We start from the raw sequence: 15,946 nt of genomic DNA on the forward strand, positions 1-15,946 counted from the left end.
ACCAACGCCATAAATAAAGGGATCATCTGATGCCAACCTATACCGCCCCGACGCGCGATACGCGCTTTGTCCTCAATGAAATGCTCGACCTTGCCAGCTATGGCAATCTGCCGGGCTTCGAAAATGCCACACAAGACATGATCGATACGATCGTCAATGAAGCGGGCAAGTTCTGCTCTGAAGTTCTCGCACCCATTAACCAGTCGGGCGATGAAGAAGGTTGCACCCGTCACGAAGACGGCTCAGTCACCACGCCGAAAGGCTTCAAGGAAGCGTATGACGCCTATGTCGAGGCGGGCTGGGCAACGCTGGCCAAGCCGGAGGAATTCGGCGGGCAGGGCCTGCCGCACACGCTTGCCATGGTGCTTGAAGAATTCACCGCGTCTGCCAACCAGGCCTTCGGAATGTATCCGGGTCTGACCAATGGTGCATCGGCGGCACTCGAAGCGGCTGGCACGCAGGAACAAAAAGAAGCCTATTTGCCCAAGATGATCACCGGCGAATGGTCGGGCACGATGAACCTGACTGAGCCACATTGCGGGACTGATCTCGGCCTTATCCGCACCAAGGCAGAGCCGCAGAGCGATGGGTCATACAAGATCACTGGCACGAAGATCTTTATCTCGGCAGGTGAGCACGACCTCACCAGCAACATCATTCACCTCGTTCTGGCAAAAACGCCGGGCGCACCGGACAGCTCGAAGGGCATTTCGCTCTTTATCGTGCCCAAGTTCATCCTTGATGAAAATGGCGAACCGGGTGAGCGCAATGGCGTGACCTGTGGCTCGATTGAGAAGAAGATGGGCATCCACGCCAACGCGACCTGCGTTCTCAACTATGACGGCGCGACTGGATATATGTTGGGCGAGGAAAACAAGGGGCTTGCTGCCATGTTCGTGATGATGAATGCAGCGCGCCTTGGTGTGGGTCTGCAAGGGCTTGCACAGGCGGAAGTCAGCTATCAAAACGCTGTCACCTACGCGCTTGACCGTCGTCAGGGCCGCGCGCTTTCTGGCCCGGCTGAGCCAGAGGCAAAGGCCGATCCGATCTTTGTACACCCCGACGTGCGTCGGATGTTAATGGACGCAAAGGTCTTTAACGAAGGGATGCGGGCCCTGTGCCTGTGGGGCGCATTGCAAGTCGACCTCACTCATAAAGCTCAGACCGAGGAAGAGCGTCAACTAGCCGATGATCTTATCGGTCTGATGACCCCGGTCATCAAAGGCTATGGCACCGACAAAGGCTATGACATCGCCAACAATATGCAGCAGGTCTATGGCGGACACGGCTACGTCAAGGAATGGGGCATGGAGCAGTTTGTGCGCGACAGCCGCATTGCCATGATTTACGAAGGCACCAACGGCGTTCAGGCAATGGACCTTTGCGGGCGCAAGCTTGCATCAAAAGGTGGCCGCGCGGTGCAGGCCTTCTTCAAGATGATCGACGACGAGATTGCTGAAGCCAAGAGCAATGAGACGCTCGCCGACCTTGCGACCAAGCTTGAAAAGGCACTTGGTGAGCAGAAGCAGGCGACCATGTGGTTCATGCAGAACGCGATGGCGAACCCCAATCACCTGGGCGCTGGCGCACACCATTATATGCACATCATGGGCATTGTGACGCTTGGCTTCTTCTGGCTGAAACAAGCCAAGACTGCGTCAGCCGCGCTTGCTGGCGACCCGCAAGACAAGGCGTTCTACGAAGCGAAAATGACGTCGGCAGCTTATTATGCAGAGCGCTTCCTGCCTGACGCAGGCGCGCTTCGCCGCAAGCTTGAAGCGGGCAGCGAGAACATGATGGCGCTTCCTGAAGAGGCGTTCTCGACCGCTGCATAAGCGCTGATTTGATCCAGATCACAAAGCCCTCGCCAGGTTTACGCTGGCGGGGGCTTTTTCCTATGTTTGGGCGCTTGCCAGATGCGTGCTGTGGCAATAGCCTCCTGAAAAATTTGAAGGAGAGAGAATATGCGCGCGACCGTACACGGCTTGGGAGTGCTTCTGGCATCGAGCGCTCTGACATTACCAGCGCTCGCCGATGATCACGCGGGCGCAAGCAACAGCCCCTTCAAAGCCGAGATCACCCGCACAACCCATAACATCGCCCATATCGAAGCGGACACTTGGGAGGGCGTGGGCTACGGCGTCGCCTATGCCTATGCTGAAGACAATATCTGTATGCTGGCCGAAGATTTCGTCAGCGTGCGCGGTGAGCGGTCGATGTTCTTTGGCAATGAGGGCCAAAACGAGCTTGGCCTCAGGAGCATGGACAATCTCACCTCGGATGTTTTCTTCCGCAGCCAGGTCGATCTGCCCGCTCTTCGCGCCGGGCTTGAGCAATCGAGTCCGGTCAATCAGGCACTGATTGCAGGATATGTGGCGGGCTATAACCGCTATTTGTTCGACAATCCGGTCTCGACCTTGCCCAAGGAATGCCGCGATGCGCCATGGGTGCGCCCGATAACAAACGACGATATGCTGCGCCTTAACGAGAAAACGATGCTTTTGGCGAGTTCGCTGGCCTTTGCAGGGGCGATTGCCGGGGCCGAGCCGCCTTCAGGTGGTCAGGCCTCTAACGGTACCGAAACGCTCAATTTTCCGCCACCGCCCGAACCCAGCTACGGCAGCAATGGCTGGGCCTTTGGCAGCGATGTAACCGCAGATGGGAAGGGCCTTTTGATCGGTAACCCGCATTTTCCGTGGGAAGGGCCGGCGCGCTTCTGGCAAATGCACGTGCGCGGGCCCGATGGCTATGACGTGATGGGCGTCGGGATTGCGGGGACGCCGCTCCCAACACTTGGCTTTAACAAGGATGTTGCCTGGACCCATACGGTGACCAAAGCGCGTCACTTTACCGCTTATATGCTGCAACTCGCGCCTGATGATCCGACCAGCTATATCGTCGATGGTGAAGTGGTGCCGATGGAGGAAACGCTTGTCACCATTCCCATGCCAGTTGGGGAGGAGCCAATCGAGCGGGTGATGTATTCAACCCGTTTCGGCCCGGTCATCACCATGCCGCAAGCGGGCGCTGTATGGACGCGGCAAATCGCCTTTACCTTGCGCGATGCGAACACCGGGAACCAGCGCGGGATGGACGCATGGCTTGGTATTGGCAAGGCGAGCAACGTCAGCGAGATTGAAACCGCGATCAGTGAGACACTGGGTATTCCGTGGGTCAACACCATCGCGGCCGACCGCAATGGCAATGCGCTTCACGCTGATATTACCGCTGTCCCTAATGTCAGTGCTGAGATGGCGAAGGAGTGCTCAACGCCTTTGTCGGCCCTTGTTGCTGGGCAAATAACATTGCTTGATGGAACCCGTTCGCAGTGCGACTGGATGGAGGCGCCGACCAAGGCAAGCGTGCCAGGGCTTTTGCCAGCCAGCGAACAGGCCTCGCGCACGCGCACTGACTATGTCACCAATTCCAACGACAGCTATTGGCTCAGCCATGCAGGCGAGCCTTACCGTGAGCTTTCGCCAATCCTTGGCACCTACAAAACCGAGCTCACGCTGCGCTCGCGCTCGAATTACACAGAGACGGAAGCGACACTTGCCGAGGCAAAGATCGATCATGCACGGGCAAAAGAGCTCGTCTTTGGCAATAAAGTGCTGGCCGCTGACATGGTTGTTGATGGTGTCGTGGAAGAATGCTCAGAAAAAGCGGGCTTGAGCAAGGCTTGCGAAGTCTTGGCTGATTGGGATCGCCGCGTAAATCTTGATAGCAAGGGCGCGCATCTCTTTCTCGCCTTTTGGGACAAGGTGAGGGGGCGCAAGGATCTTTGGGCAACGCCATTTGATCCCGAAGACCCGGTCAACACTCCGCGCGATCTCACCAGTGAAGGAACAGTACGGCTCAACCTTTACAAGGCTTTGAATGAAGCAGGGAGCGAGCTTGAGGAGAAAGGCATCCCTCTCGACGCGCCTTGGGGTATGATTCAAACTCGCATGGATGGCGATGAGACTATCCCGATCCACGGCGCAACGGGCCTTGCGGGCATCCTCAATATGCAGGAATCGCGCGAAGTCGAAGGCGGGCTTACCCCGGTTCACGGTTCCAGCTACATCCAGATTGTCGGCTTTGATACGGATGGTCCGGTGGCCGATGCAGTGCTGAGTTACTCGCAGAGCACCAATCCCGCATCGCCGTTTTACGCCGATCAAACTCGGCTTTACTCGGCGAAAGACTGGCACCGACTGCCATTCTCAGACGAAGAGATAGAAGCAGCGCGGATCGGCGAGACGGTCACGATCAGTGAGTAGCGAGTAGCGATCAACCAAGACATTCGTCAAAAAGGGAAATCATCGCATTCCAGCTCTGCCGCTGCGCGCTGGCGTTATAGGCAGGGTTGACCTCGCCATCGAAGCGCGTGGGCATGGTAAATCCGTGATCGACACCTGAATAGGAATGGAAATGCCAATCCGCATTGGCAGCGTCCATTTCTTCCCAGAACGCCATAACTTGCGTGCGTGGGACCATCGCGTCGGCATCGCCGTGGCAGACAAGGATACGCGCGGTGATCGTGTCCTCTGCGGGAAGGGATGTGTCGAGCAGGCCGTGAAAGCTGGCAACAGCAACCAAATCCTGACCCTCGCGCGCCATTTCAAGGACCGCCTTGCCGCCAAGGCAGTACCCGATTGCAAGCTGCGGCAGACCTTCGGTGAGGCCGCGCATCATATCGAGCGACGCGCGAAGACGTGTGCGCATTGCAACTGGATCGCGCGACAGGTCATTCATGGCGCTGAAGGCTTCATCGAAGTTTGAAGGCGCAGACGGTCCATAGAAGTCTGCGATAAAGACTGCGTAACCTTGCTCAACCAAACGCCGCGCTTTGTCTTCGACGCCGGGCGTGGTGTTCATAAACGTCGGGTAAATCGTAATCGCCGCGCGGGTCGCCCCGTTTGGCTTTGCAAACAGGCCTTTGAGCCCGGTGTCGCCATCGGTATATGCGATCGTTTCAAACCTGCTCATCACACTTTCTCATTCGCCTCTGCGGTGGCAAAGGCCTCTTCCCATTTGTCAAAATTCTTGCGCGCGTCCTGAACGAAGGGCGATTTGCGGATGGCCCAAAGCCATGCGTCATGGACGAGCTTTCCGAAAAAGCGCATCGGGCGCTTCACCTGAACCAATAAAATGACGCGCATTTCTTCTGTCTCATTGGCGACCTGATGGACGAAGCAATCGTCGAAAATCAGCCATTCGCCATCCTTCCAATGTGCGCGCTGCCCTTCGACTTCTATCCAGCAGTTGGAGGCATCCTTAGGGATGTTCACACCCAGATGGCAGGTGATAAGCCCGCGAGTGACGCCGCGGTGAGGAGGGATGGTGGCGCCCGGATCAAGGATGGAGAAAAACGCGGAATTGAGGTCCGGCACTGTCTCCATCAGCGCTGCGGTCTTCGGAGCGCGCGCGCAGTTTTCCGGCACCTTGTAGCCATAGCCAATAAGGAAAAACGAACGCCATTTGCCATCGCGCCCGGTGTTGCGGTGGTCAGGTGATAGCTCGCGCAAGGGAGGGATGGCGTCGCGATGCTTGATGACTGCTTCGGCTTCCGCCGCGATCTCTTCCCAATGCTCGGCGATTTCCCTTGTCCACGCGAAATGCTCCTCGCTCAGGATCGGCTCAACCGGGATCTTGGAGCTGGCGGTGCTGATACGGTCGATACGCGAGCGCAATTTCGACCCTACGCGGATAATCCAGGGCCGTGTTTCAGGCCCCTTTTCATAGTCTTGCATCAGTCGATCCCCCCATGCGGGTCGTTATTCTACGGGTAAAAAGTCGGGCACTGAAAGATAGCGCTCACCCGTGTCATAGTTAAAGCCCATCACGCGCGCGCCTGCATCCAGATCAGGCAGTTTTTGCGCGATTGCCGCAAGCGTTGCGCCCGATGAAATGCCAACCAGCATCCCTTCTTCACGTGCGGCCCTTCGTGCCATTTCCTTAGCCTCGTCCGCATCCACCTTGATCGCGCCGTCAATGGCATCGGTGTGCAGGTTTTCGGGGATGAAGCCAGCGCCAATCCCCTGAATCGGGTGAGGGCCGGGCTCACCGCCATTGATGACAGGCGAGAGCACAGGTTCGACGCCATACGCCTTGAACCCGCTCCAGTGCTTTTTCAATTCCTCAGCGCACCCCGTCAGGTGGCCGCCTGTGCCAACGCCGGTGATCATCACATCAATCGGCGTGTCGGCAAAATCGGCAAGGATTTCCTGAGCCGTGGTGCGCGCGTGAATCGCGGGGTTTGCCCCATTGTCAAACTGGCTCGGCATCCACGCCCCTTGCGTTGTCTCAACGATCTCGCTGGCCCGTGCGATAGCACCTTTCATGCCCTTTTCTTTAGGAGTTAGATCGAATGTGGCGCCATAGGCCAGCATCAGGCGGCGGCGCTCTATCGACATACTTTCAGGCATGACGAGAATCAGCGTGTAGCCCTTGACCGCAGCGACCATCGCAAGGCCTATGCCGGTGTTACCGCTGGTCGGCTCAACGATGGTACCGCCCGGCTTAAGCAAGCCCTTGGCCTCCGCATCCTCGACCATCGCAAGCGCAATGCGATCCTTGATCGAACCACCCGGATTGCCGCGCTCGGATTTGATCCAGACCTCATGATCCGGGAAAAGCCTGGAGAGGCGGATGTGCGGTGTTGCCCCGATAGTCTCAAGAATGTTGGCGGCTTTCATGGATCAGCTCCCTTTGGGTTTAACTCTTGCCCTCAATCTACCAGATCATCCGGCGGATCGAAGGTCTTTGTTGTGCGAAGCACCGGGAATATTTGGCTCCACGCGATTACGGTTACAATTGCGCCTACGCCGCCTGCGACCAATGCTGCGACCGGACCGATGGCGTAAGCGAGCGCGCCAGAAAAGGCATCGCCCCCTTCGTTCGATGCGCTGATGGTCATCATGCTGACCGAGGAGACGCGGCCACGCTTATCATCGGGCGTGTGCAATTGGATAAGCGATTGGCGCACATAGACGCTGAACATATCAGCAGAGCCAATGATGAACAGCATCGCCAAGCTCAGCGCCATGTGCCGCGAAAAAGCAAAAACGATTGTCGCCAGACCAAAAACAAACACCGCCCACAGCATTTTGGGCCCGACGTTGTGGCGCAAAGGACGAACGGAGAACCATGCTGCTGTCAGTGCAGCCCCTATCCCCGGTGCCATGGCAAGCTGCGCCAGGCCATCTGCGCCTACGGCAAGAATATCACGCGCGAACACCGGAAGAAGCGCGTTTGCGCCGGCTAGGAAAACCGCGAAGAGGTCCAGCGTAATCGCGCCCAAAACCATCTTGTTGCGGCCCACATACTGCAGACCATCGACAATCGCGCCGATGGGACGTTGGTCCTTTTTCATGGCAGGCTGGGGCACTTTTCCAACGAGGCTGAGCGAGACAAACCCCAGCAAGAACAGGCCAAAAGCAACGATGTAGGGAAGGGCAGGCAGGATCGCGTAGAGATAGCCGCCCATCGCCGCACCAAGGATAGAGCCCATTTGCCAGGCAACAGTCGAGACAGCGATGGCCGTTGGCAAGAGCTCTTTGGGCACAAGGTTCGGGGCAAGGGCGGAAAGGGCAGGGCCGGCAAAACCGCGCGCGATGCCAAGAAGCACGGCGACCCCGAACAGTATCGGCAGGCTCAACGTGCCCTCATGAGTGAACCATCCAAGGATACTGGCGCAAACCAGCTGCAGGAGAATGGTCAAAAGACCCAGCTTTCGCCGGTCAAATTTGTCCGCAGCCAGCCCTGTAAAGGGGGTAAGGACGAACAATGGCAAAAACTGTAACAGGCCAATCAGCGCCAATTGCCCGGAGGCCGCTGGAATGCTCATCCCCCCATCGCGTGCCAGATTATAGGTCTGCCACCCGATGATCAGGATCATCGCATATTGCCCAAGCGTCATCGCAAAGCGCGATGTCAAATAGGCTCTGTAATTATGGACCTGAAGTGGGTGATTGGGGGAAGGCGTAGTCACGCCTACGCCATGACAGCGCACACGCCTATTGCCAAGCGTAGGCTTTCGTCAGCGGTGTAAAGCTTTGGTTTTAGCGGTTCCTGCGCAGGCGCGGATTCGGCTGAAGCGTGTCGATCATTGCTACAAAATCATCGAGACGAATGATGCGTTCAAACTGGAAACCTGCGCGTTCTTCTCTGGTCCAGATGACATAGGCTTCGATCCGGCCAACCACAGGCAGACGGATAATCACCCGGTCACCGCGCGCCAATTGCTTGCTGTCATCGACCATAAAGCCGTGGGCCGAAATGTTGCAGACGTGCAAGTTAAGGTCGCCGGCGGAAAAATGCTCGACGATCACAGGGAAATCCACCGGATGCCGCGCAGCACGCCGCATATCGGTTACACTCAGATTTGCTCCGGCTGACACAGGTCTAACCCTCCATTAACTTGCCCCACGAACCAGGCGGGGTTTGCCGTGAATGGAAGATAAAGGCTGATATTTGGTAAAGCGGCGCGAAAATTTTTCAAAATCGCGCCGCGGCAAAGACCGTGCCTTAAGGCGTAATCAGCCCGTGCTTTTTCTTGCCAAGGCTCAGTTTCAAGGACTGACCTTCATGAACGTGAACCACATAGCCTGCATCCAGAATCACGTCGCCGTCGATCTTGACCGCGCCTTCGGCAATTTTGCGCTTGGCCTCGCCATTGGATGCGGTAAAGCCGATCCCGGTAAGGATGTGGAGCAAACGCTCACCGCCTGCGCCCGCTGAATAGCTCGGCAAATCTTCGCCAGCGCCGCCGCCGGCAAAGGTGTCGCGCGCAGTTGATTCTGCTGCTTTGGCCGCCTTTTCCCCGCGCACCAGGGCAGTGATTTCATTGGCGAGAATTGTCTTCGCCTCGTTGATTTCAGCGCCCTCAAGCGCTTCAAGCCGGGCGATTTCGTCCAGCGGCAAATCGGTGAACAGCTTGAGGAAGCGGCCCACATCGCGGTCATCCACATTGCGCCAATATTGCCAGAAATCGTAAGCCGGAAGCGCGTCTTCATTCAGCCACACGGCCCCGGCCGCCGTCTTGCCCATCTTCGCGCCATCAGCAGTGGTCAGCAGCGGCGTCGTCAGCCCGAAAAGCTCGCGGCCTTCCATCCTACGGCCCAACTCCATGCCATTGACGATATTGCCCCACTGGTCCGATCCGCCCATCTGCAGCGCACAGTCGTATCGCCGGGCAAGTTCTACAAAGTCATAGGCCTGCAAGATCATGTAGTTGAATTCGAGGAAGGTGAGCGGCTGTTCACGATCAAGGCGCAGTTTGACTGAATCGAAGGTCAGCATCCGATTGACAGTGAAGTGCGGGCCGACATCGCGCAGAAGTTCGATATAGCCGAGCTTTGAAAGCCATTCATCATTGTTGACCATCACTGCATCCGTGGGGCCGTCGCCGAAGGTCAGCAGCTTTTCAAACACTGTGCGGATCGACGCGATATTGGCATCAATCCCTTGTGAAGTGAGCATCTTGCGGCTTTCATCCTTGCCTGAAGGATCGCCGATTTTTGTGGTCCCGCCGCCCATCACAACGATTGGCTTGTGCCCTGACTGTTGGAGACGGCGCAGCATCATGATTTGCACGAGGCTGCCGACGTGCAGGCTCGGCGCGGTCGCATCAAAGCCGATATATCCAGGCACAATTCCCTTGGCCGCACGCTGGTCGAGCGCGCCGGGGTCAGTGATCTGGTGAATGTAACCGCGCTCGTCGAGAAGGCGCAGAAGTCCGGATTCGTAAGTCATAGCGCGATGCGCTTAACAGTGTGGGCGAGGGGCGGCTAGAGCCTTGCACGCTCCTCTCCACTCCGCGATAGGTGGCGATCATGAAACCCTTGATGCTGCACAACTCTTGCGACCTTGGTCCGATCCGCTCTGTCACTGCCCAAGTGTCGGCCACACACACAGGTTGCGAGGCGCGCTTCAGGCTGGATGGCGCAGTCGACCGGATCAAGCTGCCTGAGGCTGGCCCATCGGTTCGCACGGACAATTTGTGGAAGACGACCTGCTTTGAAATCTTCTGGCAGCCGATCGGAGGCACTTCCTATCGCGAGTTTAACCTGTCTCCTTCCGGGCGCTGGGCCGCTTATGATTTTGACAGTTTCCGCGAAGGGATGCGCGATGCACCGGTTGATGCAATTGCGCTGAGTGTATCGCAGGGCTCATCTAACGGCCAAGGGGAATTGGTTCTGGCGGCCAGCATCGCCTGCGAATTGCCGACACCTGCTCAAGTGGCGCTGAACGCGATTGTCGAGCATGAGGATGAAAGCCTGCAATTCTGGGCCCTTGCCTTTGCGCCGGGTAAACCGGAATTTCATTCCGAAGCGTGCCGTCAGTGGCTGCTGGACAGGGACTAAGCTGTACCGAAGGGCCTGTTCAGCTGCACGATTTTCCAGTTGAGCAGGAAGGCAAAACTGACCCAGCAGATATAAGGCACATTGAGCCATCCCGCGAGGGGCGAGTAGAGCGGCAAGATAAGGCAAAGCGACAGGACCGAAAGCCAGAGAAACACGTTTTCAGCCAAGGCCCAGTCCGGGCGCTTGATCTTGAAGAAAAGCGGCGACCAGGCGAAATGCAGGACGAAATTGGCGGCAAACAAGGCGGCGATTACGACCGTGTCGCTTGTGCTCTGTGCCGCGCTAAGCGCGAGGTAAAAGCTCCACCCCGATAGGCCAAGGATGATGGTCCAGGCGGGACCAAACAACCAGTCAGGCGGCTGCCAGCTGGGTTTGTTGAGATCGCGGTACCACTCTCCAATTTCGGTCAGCGCGCCGCCAGCACCGCCAAGGATGATAGCCCACGCAGCGGCGATGCCCGCCAAAGTCCAGTCGATTTCCATACCTGCCGTCCTACACCCATCGCATGGGTTTAGGAACCGCAAGCTTTGCATCCGCCATTGCCTTTGATGAAGCCTTGCGCCAATTCGTGTTGCTATGACTTCACACGTAAAATTCGGCATTGATCGCCTGCTGGAAAGCCCAGAGCTTCTGGATGAACTCAAAGGTCGGCGCGTTGCGCTGATCGCGCACCCGGCAAGCGTGACAGAGGATCTGACGCATAGTCTTGATGCTCTGATCGCAGCAGGCGTGAATGTAACCGCTGCCTTTGGTCCGCAACATGGGCTCAAAGGTGACAAGCAGGACAATATGGTCGAAACGGCCGATGAGGTCGATCCGCACTACGGTATCCCCGTTTTCTCACTCTACGGTGAAGTGCGCCGTCCCACGGGCCAGATGATGAGCGCGGCGGATGTGTTTCTCTATGATCTTCAAGACCTTGGCTGCCGCATTTATACCTTCGTCACGACGCTTCTTTACCTGCTGGAAGAGGCTCAGAAGCTTGGCAAAGAAGTGTGGGTTCTCGACCGCCCAAACCCCGCAGGCCGCCCGGTAGAGGGGACTTTGCTAGTGCCCGGGCATGAGAGCTTTGTCGGCGCCGCACCAATGCCCATGCGCCACGGGCTTACCATGGGCGAGATGGGGCATTGGTTTATCGATCACTTCGGCCTTGATGTCGCGTACAAAGTGATCGCGATGGAGGGCTGGAAACCCGACGAGGGCGGCACTTCTATCGCAAGCGGCTATGGCTGGCCTGCGGACCGCATCTGGGTCAACCCTTCGCCCAATGCTGCGAGCCTTAACATGGCGCGTTGTTATGCCGGAACGGTAATGATCGAAGGCGCAACGGTGAGCGAGGGCAGGGGCACCACGCGGCCCTTGGAGGTGCTGTTCGGCGCGCCTGACATTGATGCGAAAGCAGTAATGAAGGAAATGCATAAGCTTGCACCCGATTGGTGCGAAGGCGTGACCATGCGAGATTGCTGGTTCGAGCCGACCTTTCACAAGCACGCAGGCAAACTGTGCAACGCGATCATGCTCCACGCGGAAGGGCCGTGGTATGACCATGAGGCGTTCAAGCCGTGGCGTTGCCAAGCCCTCGCGTTCAAAGCGATACGGCGGCTTTACCCGGATTATGAGATCTGGCGCGGCACGGACTTCAAGTACGAGTACACCAATGATGTGCTCGCCATCGACGTGATCAATGGCGGGCCATCTCTGCGCGAGTGGGTGGATAATCCAAGCGCGGGGCCGGATGATCTGGATGCGCTAGCCTCAGCGGATGAGGCAGCGTGGGTGCAGGCGGTGAAGCCGCATTTGCTTTATTAATCCCCCCACGAAGAAAACCCGTCACCCCGGCGAAGGCCGGGGTCCAGCTTCTTCCTATCTGTCGGCTAAAAGGAAGCTGGATCCCGGATCCCCAAATCAAGTTTGGGGCAGGCAAGTCCGGGATGAGGAGGGAGCAAGTCTAATGCCCCTGCTTCCGGCTAAGCTCGCGCATGGCATCATCGAGGCCGTCGAGTGTTAGCGGATACATCCGGTCGTTCACCAGCTGCTTGAGCATCTTGGTCGACTGTGAATAGCCCCATTGCTTTTCGGGCACGGGGTTGAGCCACACTGTCGCAGGATAGGTGTCGGTCACGCGCTTCATCCACACGGCGCCCGCTTCCTCGTTCATATGCTCGACCGAGCCGCCTGCATGGGTGATTTCATAAGGGCTCATCGCGGCATCGCCTACGAAGATCACTTTATAATCATGGCCGTATTTGTGCAGGATGTCCCACGTCTTTTCCCGCTCTTGCCAGCGGCGTTTGTTGTCCTTCCACACGCCTTCGTAAAGGCAATTGTGGAAGTAGAAGAATTCGAGGTTTTTGAACTCAGTAGTCGCCGCGCTGAAGAGTTCCTCGCACAATTTGATGAAAGGATCCATTGACCCGCCCACATCAAGGAACAGCAGCAATTTCACCGCATTGCGGCGCTCGGCCCGCATATGGATATCTAGGAACCCTTGCTTGGCCGTGCCATCAATTGTCGCATCGAGATCAAGCTGATCCTGTGCGCCTTCACGGGCGAAGCGGCGAAGACGGCGCAGCGCCATCTTGATGTTGCGGGTGCCCAATTCCTTGGTGTTGTCGAGGTTTTTAAACTCGCGCTTTTCCCAAACCTTTACGGCGCGCTTGTGCCGACTCTCTCCGCCAATGCGCACACCTTCGGGATTGTAGCCTGAATTGCCGAACGGAGATGTTCCCCCGGTGCCAATCCATTTATTGCCGCCCTCATGGCGTTTTTCCTGCTCGGCCAGGCGTTCCTTGAGCTTTTCCATAAGCTCGTCCCAATCGCCGATCTTCTCGATCTCGGCCATCTCCTCTTCGGTGAGAAATTTTTCAGCGACGGCTTTCAGCCAATCCTCGGGCACATCGACGGGGTTTTGGCCATAGTCGGTCAAGATGCCTTTGAAGACTTTGTGAAACACCTGATCAAAACGGTCCAGCATCCCTTCGTCCTTCACGAAGGTCGCGCGGCTGAGATAATAGAACGCCTCAGGCGTCTGTTCGATCACATCTTTGTCCAGCGCCTCAAGCAGCGTCAGATGTTCTTTGAAACTTGCGCCAATGCCAGCTTCGCGCAGCTCGTCCATAAAGTTGAAAAACATGAAGAGCGATGTAGCGCCCGATACGCGCAAATGCCAGCGCGAATGGCGCAAGATTGTTGCAAACGCCGGTTACATAAGAGCACTCTTTAAGACTTCGCTAACCAAGTCTGATTACCTCAATCTGCACAAGATGCCAAAGCCCCTTGGCGCGCACACAAGGCCCAGTTTTGATGAAACCAATTTCGATTGAAAACACCGACGCAGCAGCACTTGAGGCAATCCCCGAAAGCTGTGGCAAGGTAACGGTTGGATGCAGTCACGTGGCCGGTGTTGTCGAAGCGGTGATTGCTTCTTCGGAGGCTTTGCGCGCAGAGCACAAGGCTCTGCAAGGCACGGTTGCCGATCTCGAGGCAGATCAGGCCAAGGTTTCCGACGCCAGCGATGAGGCGCGGCTGTTGTCCGAACGCGCAATTGAACGGCTCAACGAAGGCACGCGGCTCATCCACTCATCGCTTGGCCAGATCAATGACCTGCTTGAAATGGTGGATACGCTTGGCGAGCACGTGACATCCTTTGCCGCAGCGATGGAACAAGTGCGCCGCAGCGCGCAGGACATTGATGACATTGCCGAGACGACCAATATTCTTGCATTGAACGCCACAATCGAAGCCATGCGCGCAGGCGAGGCCGGGCGCACTTTTACGGTGGTCGCGGATGAGGTGAAAAGCCTTGCCGATGATACCAAAAAAGCGACAGAGGAAATCGCCAAAACGATCAGTTCTCTCGATGCTGAGGCAAACATTTTCATCACCAAAATTGATGCAGGCAGCAAAGCGAGCGGTGAGGCAAAAGCCTCGGTTGCTCGCATCGAGCAGACAATGGAGGATGTGAGCGGGATCGTCGAAGAGGTTGATAAACAAAACGATGTGATCGCCCGCTCGACCGGTACGATCAGTAGCCATGTCAAATCTGTCCAAAATGTCCTCGGCCGATATGACAGTGTAACGCGCGAGAACGAGCGGGAATTGAGCAAGGCGCACAATGAAGCGGTCGGGCTTGAGAGCATCGCCAATGATATGTTCGATACGCTTGTGCAGGCAGGTTTGTCACCGCAAGACGAGGCCATGGCCGGCCATGCCATGCAAGTTGCGAGCGAAATTGTCGCTTCAACCGAGGCTGCGATAAAAAATGGCGACCTCACCAGCGCGCAGATCTTTGATCAGGATTATAAATTGATCGAAGGATCAGCGCCGGAGCGCTTCACATCGGGCCTCACAGACTTTGCAGCAAAAGTGTGGAAGCCGCTGTTGGATCGTTCGACGAACAGCGTGGCCGAGGCGCTCGCGACAGTGTGCGCTGACATCAATGGCTTTATGCCAACGCACACTGAACGCTTTGCGCAGGAGCCAACTGGCAACCTTGAACACGACACGCGCTTTTGCCGCCATGGGCTTATCATCATGGATGAAGCCGACCGCGCAGCGCTGGCGAGCGAGGCACCCTACAGGCTTTCGGTGTTCCGCCAGCCCACCGAGGCGGGTGATTACACCGTTGTACGCAGCGCTTATGTGCCCTTGCGGATTAACGGCAAGCGCTGGGGCGATTTAAAGTTCGCCTATTCCTTTGATGGATCGCAGGTTTAGCTGGGATTGCGGCGCGCCATAAAGGCGAGGCGTTCAAACAGCATCACGTCTTGCTCATTCTTGAGCAAAGCACCGTGAAGCGGTGGGATAGCGCTGTTCGGATTGGAATCCTGAAGCACTTCCAATGGCATATCTTCGTTGAGAAGCAGCTTCAGCCAATCGAGAAGCTCGCTGGTCGATGGCTTTTTCTTAAGGCCGGGCACTTCGCGAAGTTCATAAAAAACGTCCATCGCCTTTTTGACCAGCGTTTTTTGGATGCCCGGATAGTGGACCTCGATGATGTCGGCCATCGTCTCGCGATCCGGAAACTTGATGTAGTGGAAGAAACAGCGACGAAGAAACGCGTCAGGCAGTTCTTTTTCATTGTTGGATGTAATGACCACAATCGGGCGCTCTTTCGCCTCGATCCGCTCCTGCGTTTCATAAACATCAAAGCTCATCCGATCGAGTTCTTGCAAAAGATCATTCGGGAATTCGATGTCGGCTTTGTCGATCTCGTCGATCAGGAGAACGGGGAGCTTTTCGGAGGTGAATGCCTCCCACAGCTTACCCTTTTTGATGTAGTTTTTGATGTCGTGAACGCGCTCATCCCCAAGCTGACCATCGCGAAGCCGCGCGACTGCGTCATATTCGTAAAGGCCTTGCTGAGCTTTAGTGGTCGATTTGATGTTCCACTCAATCAAAGGAGCGTTCAAAGCCTTGGAAATCTCATGCGCAAGGACAGTCTTACCCGTGCCCGGCTCACCTTTTACAAGGAGCGGACGGCGAAGCGTAACAGCGGCGTCCACGGCAACCTTGAGATCGTCGGTAGCGATATAGTTGCTGGTGCCTTCGAACCGGGTGGAATTGCTGTCGCTCATGGGTTTCCCTTCAAAACGTAT

General features: G+C 56.7%; 14 protein-coding genes. 5 read left to right on the plus strand and 9 right to left on the minus strand.

Annotation, left to right across the window (positions count from 1 at the left end):
- The first annotated feature begins 29 nt into the window (after positions 1 to 29).
- Both INR77_RS09800 and INR77_RS09805 read left to right on the plus strand, forming a co-directional pair.
- A complete protein-coding gene (locus tag INR77_RS09800; protein WP_223070885.1) occupies positions 30 to 1,835 on the plus strand; it encodes an acyl-CoA dehydrogenase C-terminal domain-containing protein in 1,806 nt (601 codons plus the stop codon).
- A 129-nt stretch (positions 1,836 to 1,964) separates the two neighbouring features.
- Positions 1,965 to 4,262 carry a penicillin acylase family protein gene (locus INR77_RS09805; RefSeq protein WP_223070886.1) on the plus strand — a complete coding sequence of 766 codons (2,298 nt, stop codon included), beginning with the start codon at positions 1,965 to 1,967 and terminating at the stop codon, positions 4,260 to 4,262.
- Between the two features lie 10 nt (positions 4,263 to 4,272).
- Here the strand turns inward: INR77_RS09805 and INR77_RS09810 are convergent, their stop codons facing one another.
- The 6 genes from INR77_RS09810 to tyrS all read right to left on the minus strand — a co-directional run bounded on the left by INR77_RS09810 (position 4,273) and on the right by tyrS (position 9,738).
- Positions 4,273 to 4,971 (minus strand): dienelactone hydrolase family protein, encoded by a 699-nt coding sequence (locus INR77_RS09810; protein ID WP_223070887.1) that lies wholly within the window; start codon positions 4,969 to 4,971, stop codon positions 4,273 to 4,275.
- Positions 4,971 to 5,735, minus strand: a complete 765-nt coding sequence (locus INR77_RS09815) for an aspartyl/asparaginyl beta-hydroxylase domain-containing protein (protein WP_223070888.1) — start codon at positions 5,733 to 5,735, stop codon at positions 4,971 to 4,973. Before INR77_RS09815 ends, INR77_RS09810 begins: the two co-directional genes overlap by 1 nt.
- 24 nt (positions 5,736 to 5,759) lie before the next feature.
- Positions 5,760 to 6,680: a cysteine synthase A gene (gene cysK, locus INR77_RS09820; protein WP_223070889.1), complete on the minus strand. Its 921-nt coding sequence runs from the start codon at positions 6,678 to 6,680 to the stop codon at positions 5,760 to 5,762.
- 32 nt (positions 6,681 to 6,712) lie between these two features.
- Positions 6,713 to 7,975 (minus strand): MFS transporter, encoded by a 1,263-nt coding sequence (locus INR77_RS09825; RefSeq protein ID WP_223070890.1) that lies wholly within the window; start codon positions 7,973 to 7,975, stop codon positions 6,713 to 6,715.
- A gap of 70 nt (positions 7,976 to 8,045) precedes the next feature.
- On the minus strand, positions 8,046 to 8,384 hold the full coding sequence (locus INR77_RS09830) for a PilZ domain-containing protein (RefSeq protein WP_223070891.1): 339 nt from the start codon (positions 8,382 to 8,384) through the stop codon (positions 8,046 to 8,048).
- Positions 8,385 to 8,511: 127 nt separating this feature from the next.
- Positions 8,512 to 9,738 (minus strand): tyrosine--tRNA ligase, encoded by a 1,227-nt coding sequence (gene tyrS, locus INR77_RS09835; RefSeq protein ID WP_223070892.1) that lies wholly within the window; start codon positions 9,736 to 9,738, stop codon positions 8,512 to 8,514.
- 80 nt (positions 9,739 to 9,818) lie between these two features.
- On the opposite strand from tyrS, the gene INR77_RS09840 reads away from it, so the two are divergent.
- Positions 9,819 to 10,349 carry a hypothetical protein gene (locus INR77_RS09840; protein ID WP_223070893.1) on the plus strand — a complete coding sequence of 177 codons (531 nt, stop codon included), beginning with the start codon at positions 9,819 to 9,821 and terminating at the stop codon, positions 10,347 to 10,349.
- On the opposite strand, the gene INR77_RS09845 is transcribed toward INR77_RS09840, so the two are convergent.
- A complete protein-coding gene (locus INR77_RS09845) occupies positions 10,346 to 10,831 on the minus strand; it encodes a TspO/MBR family protein (RefSeq protein ID WP_223070894.1) in 486 nt (161 codons plus the stop codon). The two genes, INR77_RS09840 and INR77_RS09845, sit on opposite strands and share 4 nt — an antisense overlap.
- Positions 10,832 to 10,925: 94 nt before the next feature.
- On the opposite strand from INR77_RS09845, the gene INR77_RS09850 reads away from it, so the two are divergent.
- Complete coding sequence (locus INR77_RS09850) at positions 10,926 to 12,158, plus strand: exo-beta-N-acetylmuramidase NamZ domain-containing protein (RefSeq protein WP_223070895.1); 1,233 nt, start codon at positions 10,926 to 10,928, stop codon at positions 12,156 to 12,158.
- 139 nt (positions 12,159 to 12,297) lie between these two features.
- Here the strand turns inward: INR77_RS09850 and INR77_RS09855 are convergent, their stop codons facing one another.
- Complete coding sequence (locus tag INR77_RS09855; protein ID WP_223070896.1) at positions 12,298 to 13,482, minus strand: VWA domain-containing protein; 1,185 nt, start codon at positions 13,480 to 13,482, stop codon at positions 12,298 to 12,300.
- Positions 13,483 to 13,652: 170 nt separating this feature from the next.
- Between INR77_RS09855 and INR77_RS09860 the strand changes: the two genes are divergently transcribed.
- The gene (locus INR77_RS09860; protein WP_223070897.1) at positions 13,653 to 15,065 is read left to right on the plus strand and encodes a methyl-accepting chemotaxis protein; all 1,413 of its coding nucleotides are present in this window, start codon (positions 13,653 to 13,655) and stop codon (positions 15,063 to 15,065) included.
- On the opposite strand, the gene INR77_RS09865 is transcribed toward INR77_RS09860, so the two are convergent.
- On the minus strand, positions 15,062 to 15,925 hold the full coding sequence (locus INR77_RS09865; protein ID WP_223070898.1) for a MoxR family ATPase: 864 nt from the start codon (positions 15,923 to 15,925) through the stop codon (positions 15,062 to 15,064). The two genes, INR77_RS09860 and INR77_RS09865, sit on opposite strands and share 4 nt — an antisense overlap.
- Positions 15,926 to 15,946 lie beyond the last annotated feature (21 nt).

This window comes from Erythrobacter sp. SCSIO 43205 (assembly GCF_019904235.1).
Taxonomy (GTDB): Bacteria; Pseudomonadota; Alphaproteobacteria; order Sphingomonadales; family Sphingomonadaceae; genus Erythrobacter.